At 64.1% G+C, this 12777-nt stretch carries 17 protein-coding genes; 8 read left to right on the plus strand and 9 right to left on the minus strand.

Going from position 1 to position 12777, the window contains the following annotated elements; translation table 11 throughout:
• Positions 1 to 61: 61 nt before the first annotated feature.
• From argB to IV098_RS01055, 3 genes are read left to right on the plus strand one after another with little or no spacing between them, the layout of a single operon-like run.
• The gene (gene argB, locus IV098_RS01045) at positions 62 to 946 is read left to right on the plus strand and encodes an acetylglutamate kinase (RefSeq protein ID WP_296885569.1); all 885 of its coding nucleotides are present in this window, start codon (positions 62 to 64) and stop codon (positions 944 to 946) included.
• 55 nt (positions 947 to 1001) lie between these two features.
• Positions 1002 to 1457, plus strand: coding sequence for an EVE domain-containing protein (locus IV098_RS01050; protein ID WP_296885571.1), 456 nt, complete (start codon positions 1002 to 1004; stop codon positions 1455 to 1457).
• The gene (locus tag IV098_RS01055; RefSeq protein ID WP_296885573.1) at positions 1457 to 2263 is read left to right on the plus strand and encodes a sulfite exporter TauE/SafE family protein; all 807 of its coding nucleotides are present in this window, start codon (positions 1457 to 1459) and stop codon (positions 2261 to 2263) included. Before IV098_RS01050 ends, IV098_RS01055 begins: the two co-directional genes overlap by 1 nt.
• A 23-nt stretch (positions 2264 to 2286) precedes the next feature.
• Here the strand turns inward: IV098_RS01055 and IV098_RS01060 are convergent, their stop codons facing one another.
• Positions 2287 to 3402, minus strand: a complete 1116-nt coding sequence (locus tag IV098_RS01060) for an HD domain-containing phosphohydrolase (RefSeq protein ID WP_296885575.1) — start codon at positions 3400 to 3402, stop codon at positions 2287 to 2289.
• Between the two features lie 97 nt (positions 3403 to 3499).
• Between IV098_RS01060 and IV098_RS01065 the strand changes: the two genes are divergently transcribed.
• Positions 3500 to 4255, plus strand: coding sequence for an alpha/beta hydrolase (locus tag IV098_RS01065; RefSeq protein ID WP_296885577.1), 756 nt, complete (start codon positions 3500 to 3502; stop codon positions 4253 to 4255).
• Positions 4256 to 4260: 5 nt separating this feature from the next.
• On the opposite strand, the gene IV098_RS01070 is transcribed toward IV098_RS01065, so the two are convergent.
• A complete protein-coding gene (locus IV098_RS01070; RefSeq protein WP_296885579.1) occupies positions 4261 to 5157 on the minus strand; it encodes a phosphoribosylaminoimidazolesuccinocarboxamide synthase in 897 nt (298 codons plus the stop codon).
• Positions 5158 to 5266: 109 nt separating this feature from the next.
• Here IV098_RS01070 and purM point away from each other — a divergent pair, with 109 nt between their 5' ends.
• From purM to IV098_RS01090, 4 genes are read left to right on the plus strand one after another with little or no spacing between them, the layout of a single operon-like run.
• Positions 5267 to 6325, plus strand: a complete 1059-nt coding sequence (purM, locus tag IV098_RS01075; RefSeq protein WP_296885581.1) for a phosphoribosylformylglycinamidine cyclo-ligase — start codon at positions 5267 to 5269, stop codon at positions 6323 to 6325.
• The gene (gene purN, locus IV098_RS01080) at positions 6322 to 6951 is read left to right on the plus strand and encodes a phosphoribosylglycinamide formyltransferase (RefSeq protein WP_296885583.1); all 630 of its coding nucleotides are present in this window, start codon (positions 6322 to 6324) and stop codon (positions 6949 to 6951) included. Before purM ends, purN begins: the two co-directional genes overlap by 4 nt.
• Before the next feature lie 2 nt (positions 6952 to 6953).
• Entirely contained in the window at positions 6954 to 7649 is a 696-nt protein-coding gene (locus tag IV098_RS01085) for a DUF3108 domain-containing protein (RefSeq protein ID WP_296885585.1), read from the plus strand.
• Between the two features lie 6 nt (positions 7650 to 7655).
• Positions 7656 to 8666, plus strand: a complete 1011-nt coding sequence (locus IV098_RS01090; RefSeq protein ID WP_296885587.1) for a DUF3108 domain-containing protein — start codon at positions 7656 to 7658, stop codon at positions 8664 to 8666.
• 15 nt (positions 8667 to 8681) lie between these two features.
• On the opposite strand, the gene IV098_RS01095 is transcribed toward IV098_RS01090, so the two are convergent.
• From IV098_RS01095 to IV098_RS01125, 7 genes are all read right to left on the minus strand, one after another.
• On the minus strand, positions 8682 to 9113 hold the full coding sequence (locus IV098_RS01095) for a DUF192 domain-containing protein (RefSeq protein ID WP_296885589.1): 432 nt from the start codon (positions 9111 to 9113) through the stop codon (positions 8682 to 8684).
• On the minus strand, positions 9103 to 10248 hold the full coding sequence (locus IV098_RS01100; protein WP_296885591.1) for a 5-(carboxyamino)imidazole ribonucleotide synthase: 1146 nt from the start codon (positions 10246 to 10248) through the stop codon (positions 9103 to 9105). The genes IV098_RS01095 and IV098_RS01100 overlap by 11 nt, the downstream gene beginning before the upstream one ends.
• Positions 10238 to 10732, minus strand: a complete 495-nt coding sequence (purE, locus tag IV098_RS01105; RefSeq protein WP_296885592.1) for a 5-(carboxyamino)imidazole ribonucleotide mutase — start codon at positions 10730 to 10732, stop codon at positions 10238 to 10240. The genes IV098_RS01100 and purE overlap by 11 nt, the downstream gene beginning before the upstream one ends.
• 179 nt (positions 10733 to 10911) lie before the next feature.
• Complete coding sequence (locus IV098_RS01110; RefSeq protein WP_296885594.1) at positions 10912 to 11244, minus strand: TusE/DsrC/DsvC family sulfur relay protein; 333 nt, start codon at positions 11242 to 11244, stop codon at positions 10912 to 10914.
• 170 nt (positions 11245 to 11414) lie between these two features.
• On the minus strand, positions 11415 to 11894 hold the full coding sequence (gene bfr / locus IV098_RS01115; RefSeq protein ID WP_296885597.1) for a bacterioferritin: 480 nt from the start codon (positions 11892 to 11894) through the stop codon (positions 11415 to 11417).
• A 172-nt stretch (positions 11895 to 12066) separates the two neighbouring features.
• Positions 12067 to 12279, minus strand: coding sequence for a bacterioferritin-associated ferredoxin (locus IV098_RS01120; RefSeq protein WP_296885599.1), 213 nt, complete (start codon positions 12277 to 12279; stop codon positions 12067 to 12069).
• Positions 12280 to 12383: 104 nt separating this feature from the next.
• A complete protein-coding gene (locus IV098_RS01125) occupies positions 12384 to 12767 on the minus strand; it encodes a rhodanese-like domain-containing protein (protein ID WP_296885601.1) in 384 nt (127 codons plus the stop codon).
• Positions 12768 to 12777 lie beyond the last annotated feature (10 nt).

A 12777-nucleotide genomic window follows, 5' to 3' on the forward strand; every position in this document is an offset into this window, starting at 1 on the left:
AGGCGGCCGCGCGCCGCCTTTTGTTTGGCGTAAAATCCGCGCAGACTTTACCGGAGCTGCCATGACCACGTCCCATTCCGCTGCAGACAAGGCGCACATCCTGTCGGAGGCCCTGCCCTACATCCAGCGCTTCTACGACAAGACCATCGTCATCAAATACGGCGGCAACGCCATGACCGAGCGCCACCTGATGGAGGCGTTCGCCAAGGACGTGGTGCTGCTGAAGCTGGTGGGCATGAACCCGGTGGTGGTGCACGGTGGCGGCCCGCAGATCGCCGACCTGCTGAAGAAAATCGGCAAGCAGTCCGACTTCATCCAGGGCATGCGCGTCACCGACGAAGAAACGCTCGACGTGGTGGAAATGGTGCTCGGCGGCCTGGTCAACCAGGACATCGTCACGCTGATCAACAAGCACGGCGGCAAGGCGGTGGGGCTCACCGGCAAGGACGGCAACTTCATCCATGCCAAGAAAATGCTGGTGGCCAGCAAGGACAATTCCGAGGAGCTGCTCGACATCGGCCAGGTCGGCGAGATCACCAGCATCGATCCGGAAATCATCCAGGTGCTCGACGCGCGCGATTTCATTCCGGTGATTGCGCCGCTCGGCACCGACAAGGAAGGCAACGCTTACAACATCAATGCCGACGTGGCGGCGGGCAAGATTGCCGGCGTGCTGCAGGCGGAAAAAGTCATTTTCATGACCAACATCCCCGGCGTGCTCGACAAGGAAATGAACCTGCTCACCGGGCTGACGCCGCGCCAGGTCGACGAGCTGATGGCCGACGGTACCATCACCGGCGGCATGATTCCCAAGGTCGGCTACGCGGTCGACGCGGTGAACAGCGGGGTGAAGACCGCGCACATCATCGACGGCCGCGTCGAACACGCGCTGCTGCTGGAAGTGCTGACGCCCGAAGGCGTCGGCACCCTGATCAAGCGCGCCTGATCGTGGCTCGCCCGACTTTTCCGCTCCCTGCTTACCGCTTACCGTTCACCCAAACATGCGCTACTGGCTGATGAAATCCGAGCCCAGCGACGTCAGCATCGACGACCTCGCGAGCTTTCCCAAACAAAGCGTCGCCTGGTACGGCATCCGCAATTACCAGGCGCGCAACTTCATGCGCGACCAGATGCAGGTCGGCGACAAGGTGCTGTTTTATCACTCCTCGTGCGCCGAGCCTGGCATCGCCGGGCTGGCCGAAGTCAGCGTGCTGGCGTATCCCGACGCGTTCCAGTTCGAGCCGGGGCACAAGTATTTCGACCCCAAGTCGACGCCGGAGAATCCACGCTGGGTCAACGTCGACGTGAAACTGGTGAAGAAGACACGGCTGATGCCGCTGTCCGAAATCCGCACCTATCCCGAGCTCGCCAATATGCGCATCCTGCAGCGCGGCAACCGGCTGTCGATTACGCCGGTCGATCCGGCTGAGTACGCGTTCATCGTCAAGCACCTGTAATGCCCGAACTGGCTCCGGCCCTGCTGGCCGCGTATGTCGGTCTCGGGCTTCTGGTCGGCTTCGTCGCCGGTCTGCTGGGCGTGGGCGGCGGCCTCATCATCGTGCCGGTGCTGATTTTCATGCTGCATGCACAGGGGCTGGCGGCTGGCATGGAGCCGCAGCTGGCGCTGGGGACTTCGCTTGCGTCCATCCTGTTCACCTCGTTGTCGAGCGTGCGTGCGCATCATCGCCACGGCGCAGTCGAATGGTCGCTGGTGCGACGCATCGCGCCTGGCATCGTGCTCGGTACGCTGGCCGGTGCGCTGCTGGCGGCGCAGATGTCCGCGCTGCTGCTGAAAGGCGTGTTCGTCGTTTTTCTGTTTTATGCGGCGATCCAGATGTGGCTGGATTTCAGGCCGGCGCCGCAGCGCGGTTTGCCGGGACGCGCCGGGGCGACGCTGGCGGGCGGTGTCATCGGGGCGGTATCGAGCTGGGTCGGCATCGGCGGCGGCACGCTGTCGGTGCCCTTCATGCTATGGCACAACGTCGCGCTGCATCGGGCGATCGCCACCTCGGCGGCGATCGGATTCCCGATTGCGCTGGCGGGCGCTGCGGGCTATGCGGTGGGTGGCTGGGGACTGGCTGGCTTGCCGGTGGGCAGCCTGGGATTCATCTATCTGCCGGCGCTGGCGGGGATCGTGCTGGGCAGCGTGCTGACGGCGCCGCTCGGCGCGCGTACGGCGCACCGCTTGCCGGTGCGGCCGCTGAAACGGATTTTCGCGCTGTTGCTGATCACGCTGGCGCTGCGCATGGCCTGGACGTTCTAGCCGGCGTGCAGGGCAAGGGGCGTTCAGGCCCGGCTGTCCGACAGTTCGCGCATGATCGTCACCACGGCGTCGAGGCACTTTTCGAATGCGTGCACACAGGCTGGATCGAAGTGTTTCCCGCTTTCCGCCTTGACGAAATCGAACGCCTGCTCAAAGGTCCAGGCGGCCTTGTAGGGGCGCACCGAAGTCAGCGCGTCGAACACGTCGGCGACGGCGACGATGCGCGCGGCCAGCGGAATGTCCTTGCCCGCCAGCCCTTGCGGATAGCCGCTGCCGTCGTATCTTTCGTGATGCCCCAACGCGATGATCGCGCCCAGTTTCAGGTAGCGCGAGGGACTGCCGGCGAGGATTTCATGGCCGATCGCCGGGTGGCGCCGCATGATGATCTGCTCGTCGGGCGTATGGCGGCCGGGCTTCAGCAGGATGTGGTCGGGGATGCCGATTTTGCCGATGTCGTGCATCGGCGCGGCCGCCTCGATCTCGTCGCATTCCATGGTGGTGAGCTTGAGCTCCTCGGCGATCAGGCGGGCATATTTCGCCATCCGCACAATGTGGTTGCCGGTGTCCTGATCGCGGTATTCGCCGGCCTTGGCAAGCTTCAGCAGGGTTTCGCGTTCGCGCGTGCGCACTTCGCGGGTGGCCTGCATCACCTGCTCTTCCAGCCATTTCGCGCGTTCGGCCACCAGTTTCTGGCTGCGCCGCAACGCCAGCAGATTGAGGCAGCGGGCGCGGTATTCCTGCGGGTCGATCGGGCGGGTGAGGAAGTCGGTGGCGCCGTTTTCCAGCGCCTGGTAGCGGATCTGGCGATCTTCCACCATGGTGACGATGATCAGCGGCACGTCGGCCAGACGGCGTTCCGCGCGCACCCGGCGGGTCAGTTCGATGCCGTCGATGCCCGCCATGCGGTAATCGGTGATGATGATGTCCGGCGTGACGTGCTGCATGAAGGCGAGCGCGCTGTGCGGGTCGTCGAAGCTGTCGACGGTGATGCCCGGCTCCAGCGTGCGCGCCAGGCCTTCCAGCAGGCTGCGTGCGGTACCACGATCGTCCACGATCAGCACGCGTGCGCCGTTGCCCTGACGGGCATCAGGCATGGCGGCGTTCGGCGATGAAGCGGGTGTGGCGGTCAAGGGATTCACGATGGGGTTCCAACTATTTTTTACTATTGATCGGGCCACGACTTCGTTGAACTATCGGTTGGCCGGAGATCAATCTTTAACCTGCGGAGGAAGAAACATGAAGCAAAACAACTTGTTGATCTGGTTGCTAGGTGTGTGGGCGGCGCTGGCCTGGCCGCTGCTGGCGGTCGCTGCGGAGGCGGATTACGCGCGCGAGAAAAAATGGGCCGATGAAGTGGTGCCCGGCCTGGTGGTGGGCGACCCGGTCTATCTGCAAACGCCGCGCGGCCACCACAAGTTCCTGACCCTGTTCACCCCGGTGGCAGGCACGGACAAGGCGGCGATTGTGGTGCACGGCATGGGCATCCATCCCGACTGGGGCATGGTCGGCACCCTGCGTACCGATCTGGCTGACCGCGGCATCACGACCCTGTCGATCCAGATGCCGATTCTGGCTGCCGACGCCAAGGGCGAAGCCTACCCACCGACCTTTCCCGAAGCGGCCGAGCGCCTCGGCGAGGCGGTCGATTTTCTCAAGGCCAAGGGCTACACGCAGATCGCCATCGTCTCGCACAGCATGGGATCGCGCATGAGCCGGGTCTATCTGGCGGGCCATCCCGACCCGGCGGTCAAGTTGTGGGCGAGCCTGGGGCTGTCGCAGGACGACTATGCCGGGCTGAAACTGCCGATTCTGGATCTGTACGGCGACAACGATCTGCCGCCGGTGCTGGCGAACGCCGCCAAACGCAAGCAGACACTGGCAGGTGCTTCATCGCAGCAGAAGGTGATTGCGCGCGCCGACCACTTCTACAGTGGGCACGAGGCGGAAATGGTCGCGGCGGTGGCGGATTTCCTGAACGCGACGTTGAAGTAAAACGTTCAGCCCAGCAGCCGCATCATCGCTTCGTTGTATTTGGCGGCGGTGCGGGCGACGATTTCGGGCGGCAGTTCAGGCCCCGGCGCCTGCTTGTTCCAGCCGCTGGCTTCCAGCCAGTCGCGCACGAACTGCTTGTCGAAGCTGGGCGGGTTGCTGCCGGGCTGGTACTGGTCGGCCGGCCAGAAACGCGACGAATCGGGGGTCAGCGCCTCGTCGATCCACACCAGTCGGCCGGCTTCGTCGAGGCCGAATTCAAACTTGGTATCGGCGATGATGATGCCGCGTGTGAGTGCATACTCCGCGGCAGCCTGGTACAGGGCAAGGCTGACGTCGCGCACCTGGGTGGCCAGATCGGCGCCGATCAGGGTGGCCATCTGCTCGAATGCGATGTTTTCGTCGTGCGCGCCGACGGCGGCCTTGGTCGACGGCGTGAAAATCGGCTGCGGCAGGCGGTCGGCCTGTTGCAGCCCGGCCGGCAGCGCGATGCCGCACACCGACTGGCTGGCCTGGTATTCCTTCCAGCCCGAACCCACCAGATAGCCGCGCACGATGGCCTCCACCGGCAGTGCCTTGAGTTTTTTGACGACGATGGCGCGGCCCGCCACCTGGTCGCGCTCGCTGGCGGCGACCACCGATTCCGGGGCGATATCGAGCGCTTGACTCGGCACGATGGCTTTCAGCTTGTCGAACCAGAAAGCCGAGACCTTCGTCAGCACTTCGCCCTTGCCGGGAATCGGTGTGGGCATCACCACGTCGAAGGCGGAAAGGCGGTCGGTGGTGACGATCAGCAGCTTGTCGTCGCCCACGGCGTAGATGTCGCGCACCTTGCCGGTGTGGATCAGCGGCAGGGAGGTGATGCACGATTCGTGTAAGGGTTGGCCGGGCAGGGGTGCGGGCATGGCGGTCGGGCAGGGTCGAGGGAGCGGACATTATAGCCGCCGCGGACGCAGACGCCCGTCAGGCGGGGCGTCAGCGCTGGAACGTCGCATCGACGGCATAGGCGGTAAAATGGCGCACTTTTTTCTGTCTGGAGCGGGCGTGTCATCCATTTCCTATAAAGATGCCGGTGTCGATATCGATGCGGGCGATGCCCTGGTCGAGCGCATCAAACCCCTGGCCAAACGCACCATGCGCCCCGAAGTCCTCACCGGTATCGGCGGTTTCGGCGCACTGGTCGAGATATCCAAAAAGTTCAAGGAACCGGTGCTGGTCTCCGGCACCGATGGCGTGGGCACCAAGCTGCGGCTGGCGTTCGAGTTGAACCGCCACAATACGGTGGGTATCGATCTGGTGGCGATGAGCGTCAACGACATTCTGGTGCAGGGCGCCGAGCCGCTGTTTTTCCTCGATTACTTCGCCACCGGCAAGCTGAGTCTCGACACCGCCGAAGCGGTGATCGCAGGCATTGCCACCGGCTGCGAGCAGGCGGGCTGTGCGCTGATTGGCGGCGAAACCGCCGAGATGCCCGGCATGTATCCCGACGGCGAATACGACCTGGCGGGCTTTGCCGTGGGCGTGGTGGAGAAGTCCAAGGTGATCGGCGGCGTCGACATCGTGCCGGGCGACGTGGTGCTGGGGCTGGCGTCTTCCGGTGCGCATTCGAACGGCTACTCGTTGGTGCGCAAACTGATCGACGTGTCCGGCATCGGTCTCAAATCGGATTTCCACGGCCAGCCGTTTGCCGATGTGGTGATGGCGCCGACGCGGATATACGTCAAGCCGCTGCTGGCACTGATCGCCTCGCTCCCTGTCAAAGGCATGGCGCACATCACCGGTGGCGGCATCACCGGCAACCTGCCGCGCTGCCTGCCCGAAGGCGTGGCCGCGCGGGTGGACGCCAACAGCTGGACGCGCGCGCCGCTGTTCACCTGGCTGCAACAGGCCGGCAATGTCACGCCGGAGGAAATGCTGCGCACTTTCAACTGCGGCATCGGCATGTGCGTGGTGGTCGCGGCTTCTGATGCCGCCGCCGCCATGGCGCAGCTGCAGGCCAGCGGCGAAACCGTGTGGCAAATCGGCGAGATCGTCGCCCGTCCGGATGGCGCCGAGCAGGTGATTTACGCGTGACCCGTGTTGTCGTGCTGTTGTCCGGGCGCGGCAGCAACTTCCAGGCGATCGTTGAGGCGCAGTTGCCAATCGACATCGTCGCGGTCATCAGCAACCGGCCGCAGGCTACGGGCCTCGCGTATGCGCGCGAACGCGGGCTGAAGACCGTCGCGCTCGACCACACCGCGCATCCCGACCGTGTGGCCTTCGATGCCCTGCTGGCCGACGCGATCGAAGCGCACCAGCCCGATCTGGTCGTGCTGGCCGGCTACATGCGCATCCTCAGCCCGGCCTTCATTGCGCGTTTCGAAGGCCGCCTGCTCAACATTCATCCCTCCCTGTTGCCGATGTTTCCGGGGCTCAAAACCCACGAACGCGCACTGGAGGAAGGTGTGAAAATCCACGGTTGCACCGTGCATTTCGTCACCGCCCAGCTCGACCATGGTCCCATCGTCATCCAGGCGGCGGTGCCGGTGCATGCCGACGACACGCCAGCCAGCCTGTCGGCACGCGTGCTGGCGCAGGAACACCGTATTTATCCGCAGGCAATCCGCTGGTTTGCCGAAGGCCGCCTGCTGAACCAGCAGGGCCGGGTGAACGTACGGGGCGATTCAACGTCACAGGCTGTGTTATCCAGCGGAGCGTAATCATGCGCAGCGTATTGTTGTTGGCCGCCTGCCTGTTCGCAGCTGCCGTCGAGGCCGCGCCGACGCATATCGAGCTGGTCTACGATCTTTTTCGCAACGGCCAGAGACTCGGCCAGGTCACCGACACCTTCTCCCGCAACGGCAAGCACTACACGCTGGTGAGCGAAACCCGAGCCAGCGGGCCGCTGGCCCTGCTGTGGCCGGGCGTCATCCGGCTGGAAAGCCGCGGCGAGGTGACACGCAAGGGCTTGCTCCCCATGCAGTTCCAGCATGCACGCAGCGATGCGCCGCACAAGCTGGCGACCGCGCGCTTCGACTGGAAGCAGCACCGCATCGATTTCCAGTACAAGGGCCGCTCATGGCAGGTGAACGACCTGAAAAGCGGCGCGCAGGATCAGCTGTCACAGCTGTATCAAATGGTATTCGCCCCCAGCCTGCCGGCCGATTTCGCACTGCAGGTAGTGAGCGGGCGCGACCTCAAGGACTACCGGTACGCGCGCAGTAACGGCGGCATCCTCAAGACGCCGGTCGGCGAACTGGATACCCAGCTGTACCAGCGCGTTGCGCACGCGCCTGACCAGAAAAATGTCACTTTGTGGATTGCGCCTACGCGGCAGAACCTGCCAGTGCAGGTGCGCGTCGTCGATGACGGCGTGACACTTGAGCAGCGCTTGGTGCGCGCCAGCGTTAAAGGCTAGCAGGAAATGAGCCGGCGCATTCGCCCCTGGGGCCTGGCGCTGGTAGGGTCGCTGCTGCTGCATGCGGCCCTGTTTGGTGGCCTGCGGTGGGAGTTGCCGCAGTGGCGCGAGCCGCCCGAAGCGCCGCCGCTCGATGTGCGGCTGGCCACAGCTCCGAAAGTAGCGCCGAAGCCGGTTGAGCCGCCGGCCGCGCGGGTGCCTGCACCCAAACCGCCGCCCGCACGCCCACCCGCGCGGGTACACCTTCAGCCGCCTGCCCGTGTCGCTGCGCCCGAACCCGAACCCATCATCGTGCCGGTGGCCGAGCCGTTGCCGCCCACCGTCGCCGAGCCCGGCGAATCCGCGCCGGAGGTGGCCACGCCGGCCGTGCCTGAACTGCCGCCGCTCAATGTCCTGCCGCCACGTCTCGATTTGCGTTATCGCCTGAGCTACGGCATCGCCAGCGGCCAGCAGACGCTGGTGTGGGTCAACGAGGGCGAGCGCTACACCCTGACCAGCGTGGCGGCCGCCACCGGCGTCGCCGGCATGTTTTATCGCGGGCATTTCGCGCAGACCAGCCGCGGCCGCATCACGACTAAGGGGCTGCAGCCGGAAGAGTTCTGGGATCAGCGCGGCAAGAAACACAGCCGCGCGACCTTTGATGCGGGACAGGGCCAGATCGTGCTGGTGCCGGACAAAGGCGCGCCCCGCCAGTTCAGCTATGAGGGCGAGGTGCAGGATGCGCTCAGCCTGTTTTTCCAGTTTGCGCTGACCGCGCCGCCCTCGGGCGAGCAGCTGGCGTACACCGTGTTCAATGGCAAGAAGCTGCGCAACTATCGCTATGAAGTGCTGGGTGAAGTGCAGCTGGACACCCGGCTGGGTGTGTTGCGTACGCTGCATTTGAAGCGGGCGGATGCGGGAGACGGTCGCTTTGAAATCTGGCTGGCGATCGAGCGTTATTACCTGCCGGTGCGGATGCAGCGCAGCGATGAAGGCGACAGCGTGATGCAGCTCGACATCGAGTCCATCACGCCCTGAATGGGGTCGGCCCGCTCAGGGCAGCCCCGTCACCTGCGCACCCACAGCGACGCCGTGTCGCGCGAATTGCCCCTGCGCGACTTCCAGCGCGTAAGGAACCTGTTCTGCAGCGCAATGCAGCGTGTCGGTTTGCGCTTGCATGTCGGCGATGTTGACGATGCGGCCGCGACGGTCGATGAAGGCAATCGACAGCGGCAGCGGCGTATTGCGCATCCAGAAGCAATGGGCGGCGGCCGTTTCGAACTTGAACAGCATGCCGCCGTCGGCGGCGAGCCGGGTGCGCCCCATCAAGCCGCGTTCGCGTTCGCGCGGCGTGGCGGCGAGTTCAACCTGGAAAACCTGTTTGCCGATGGTGAGCTGCAGCGGTGCACTGTCTGCCGCCGTACTGGCGGTGCTCCAGGCACCCAGCAACAGCAGCGTAATCAGGCAGTTGAATCTACAGCGCATCGCGCATGGCTTCGGCCAGCGCCAGTGCGGCTGCCGGGTCGGCGTCGAGCACGTTGAAATGGCCCATTTTGCGTCCCGGTCGCGCGGCTTCCTTGCCGTACAGGTGCAGCTTGATGTTGGGATGCGCCAGCAGCGTGTCCCAGTGCGGGCCGCCGTTTTGCCAGCGGTCGCCGAGAATGTTGACCATCGCCACCGGCGACAGCAGACGGCTGTCGCCCAGCGGCAGGCCGACCAGCGCGCGCACCTGCTGTTCAAACTGGTCGGTGACGCAGGCGTCCAGTGTGTAGTGGCCGGAGTTGTGCGGGCGCGGCGCGATTTCGTTGACCATCAGCCGGCCGTCGGCGACGAAGAATTCCACCGCCATGATGCCGACATAGCCCAGCTGGCTGGCCACTTCACGCGCCATCGTGCGCGCCTGCCCGGCGAGGCTTTCGGACACGCGGGCGGGCACGATGGAGACATCCAGAATGCCGTTGACGTGACGGTTTTCAGCGACGGGAAAGAGCGCGCATTCCCCGGCGTCGTTACGCGCCAGCACCACCGACACTTCGCATTGCAGATTGACGAAGCCTTCCAGCACGCAGGGCTGGCTGCCGAATTCGCGGAAGGCGGCACGCGCTTCGTCCAGTGTGTTGACCCGCGCCTGGCCTTTGCCGTCGTAGCCGAAACGCGACACTTTCAGCAATGCCGGCGTGCCGGTCGCCGCCAGTGCAGCCTCAAGCCCGGTCTCGTTATCCAGCAGCGCGAACGGCGCGGTGGCAAAGCCCTTGTCTTTCAGCCAGGTTTTTTCGTGGCTGCGGTCCTGCACGATGGCGACGGCCGCCGCATCCGGCGACACCCGACAATGGCGCGCCAGTTCGATCAGACTGGCCGCCGGCACGTTCTCGAATTCGGTGGTGACGGCGACGCAGGCCTCTCCCATTTGCTGCAAGGCGGCGGTGTCGCTGTAGTCGGCACGCAAGTGAACGTCGGCCATCTGCCCCGCCGGACTGGCGGCGTCGGGGTCGAGCACCATTACCTTGTAGCCCATGCCGCGCGCCGCGAGCGTGAACAGGCGGCCCAGCTGGCCGCCGCCGAGGATGCCCAGCGTGGCGCCCGGCAAAATGGGCAGCGTCGCCGTGGACTTATTCGACATTGGGCAACTCCATCGCCAGCACTGTCTGGGCCTGGGTCTGGCGGAAGGCGTTGAGCTGTGCGGCCAGCGTGCTGTCGTAACGTGCAATCTGCGCCGCTGCAAAGAGCGCCGCATTGGCGGCACCCGCTTCGCCGATGGCGAAGGTGGCGACCGGAATGCCCTTCGGCATCTGTACGATGGACAGCAGGGAATCCATGCCTTTGAGGTATTTCGACGGCACCGGCACGCCCAGCACCGGCACAGTGGTCTTGGCCGCCAGCATGCCCGGCAGGTGGGCCGCGCCGCCCGCGCCCGCGATGATCGCCTTGAGGCCGCGCGCCTCGGCTGCGGCTGCGTATTCGAACAGCAGGTCCGGCGTGCGGTGCGCCGATACCACCCGGGTTTCGAAGGCGATGCCGAACTGCTTCAGTATCGCTGCCGCGTGTTGCATCACTCCCCAGTCGCTGGAAGATCCCATTACCACGCCAACTTGAATGAGCGACATCGGCACACCCGGTTCACAGAAAGCGGGCATTTTACCTTGCACGCCCGCTTCGGAAAAACAAAAAGCCCCGCAGGGCGGGGCTTCGGGTACGGCAGCCGGCGTTTATTGCCCGCGATTACCCTGTCGGGCATAAAGGGCAGGTCGGGCTTGTGCGGCGCTGAAAGCGCCGACAACCATGCTCAGACGCAGCCGGTCGGCTTCGGCGTGCCGGCGTAGCGGCCAGCTTGCTTGGCGGGGCCAAACGGGAACAGGTCGAATAGGAATTTCTTCTCGCCCCATTCCGGGCCGAACTCTTCCTTCAGGCCCTTCTGCAGGAAACGCAGGTTGGGCGCCGTGCCGTTTTCGGCGAAGAAGCTGCGCATGTAGTTGATGATCTTCCAGTGGTTTTCTTCCAGCTCCAGCTTGTCTTCCTTGGCCAGCTCGACCGCCAGCTCTTCGGACCAGTCGTCCAGGTTGACCAGGTAGCCTTCGGGGTCGGTTTCCACCATCTTGCCGTTGATTTCGCGTTCCATGTTTCTCGTCCTTGCAATAAAAAATAATTCGGATGCCGCACCATAGAATAACCAACTAAATTAGTCAACTACCCGAATGGCGAGGACCGGCAAATTAAAAACGCCCCGGCTGGGGGGGCGTTGGGTGCAGCGGCGTTGGGGGGCGGCGCAGGGGCTACGGCCTTGCGGATTCAGGATTCGACCGGGCCGGCGGCGGTCTGCATGTAGTTCTGCTCGCCCATGCGCTGGATCAGGTCGAGCTGGGTTTCCAGATAGTCGATGTGTTCTTCGGTATCGGTCTGGATATGGGTGAGGATATCGCGCGAGACGTAATCCTTGACCGTTTCGCAATGTGCGATGGCCTCGGTGTACAGGGCGCGGCCGCCGAGTTCGAGCTTGAGGTCGCAGCCGATGCACTCGGGTACGGTCTCGCCGATCATCAGCTTGTTCAGATCCTGCAGATTGGGCAGGCCTTCCAGAAACAGGATGCGCTCGATCAACTTGTCGGCGTGGTGCATTTCCTCGATGGACTCTTCGTATTCGTGTTTGCCCAGGGCCAGCAGGCCCCAGTTCTTGTACATGCGGGCGTGCAGAAAATACTGGTTGATCGCGGTGAGCTCCACCGCGAGGGCCTTGTTCAGATACTGGATGACTTTCTTGTCGCCTTTCATGGTTCTCTCCTGAGATTGATTGGGGCTACAGGTTTGCCGTTGGCTGGATCGAACGATGGGGCTAGTGGGCAGACGTGACCTTGCGTCAGTCTAAGCGAGAACCCGTGCAGCGCAAGCGTTTACGCGGTTTCTGAGAACCAGTATGGGAATGAGAATGAGAGGAAAACGAAGTTCAGGCAGCAGCCATCAGGCCAGGGCGGCCGGCATTCGCGGGCATGTCGGCCAGGGCTTCGTTCAGCACATGTTTGGCACACTGGGCGCACTTGCCGCATTGCGTCGCCACGCCCAGTTGTTCGCGCAGTTCACGCATTGAGCTCACGCCTTCGGTCCGCACCAGGTGGCGGATTTTGGTGTCGGTCACGTTGTGGCAAAGGCATACGTACATGATTGAACCCCATGGTCTGCGAATCAATGCAGCCATAATCATGTAAATGAGAACAATTGTCAATAGCAGTCAAGAAAAATAGTTCGATCAGCCGAACCAGCGCGTCAGGCCGTGCGTTTCGCCATCAGCTTGCCGCCTGCCGCCTTGTAGGCTTCGAGTCCGCCCTCGATGTAGCGCGCTTTCACGCCCGTCGCCTGCAGCCGATCCACCACCGTGTTGGATATTTCACCACCGCGCACGCAATAGATCACCACGTCCTGCGTCAGCGGCAGCGCGCCGATCCAGGCGTCGATCTTCTCCGGATTTTTCCACAGTGCGCCAGGGATGAGCTCGCTCGATGCGGCGTAATCGGCTTCGCGGCGCACGTCGAACACCAGCGCCGTGTCGGGATCGAAAGCGGTGGGCGCAATCGTGCGCGGCAAATCCGGGCACTTGTCGGTCGGGCTGCCGCAGCCGCAGCGCTTCAGGGGTTGGGTTGTCGATTCCATTTCACACTCC

The organism is Thiobacillus sp. (assembly GCF_018780105.1).
Lineage (GTDB): Bacteria > Pseudomonadota > Gammaproteobacteria > Burkholderiales > Thiobacillaceae > Thiobacillus.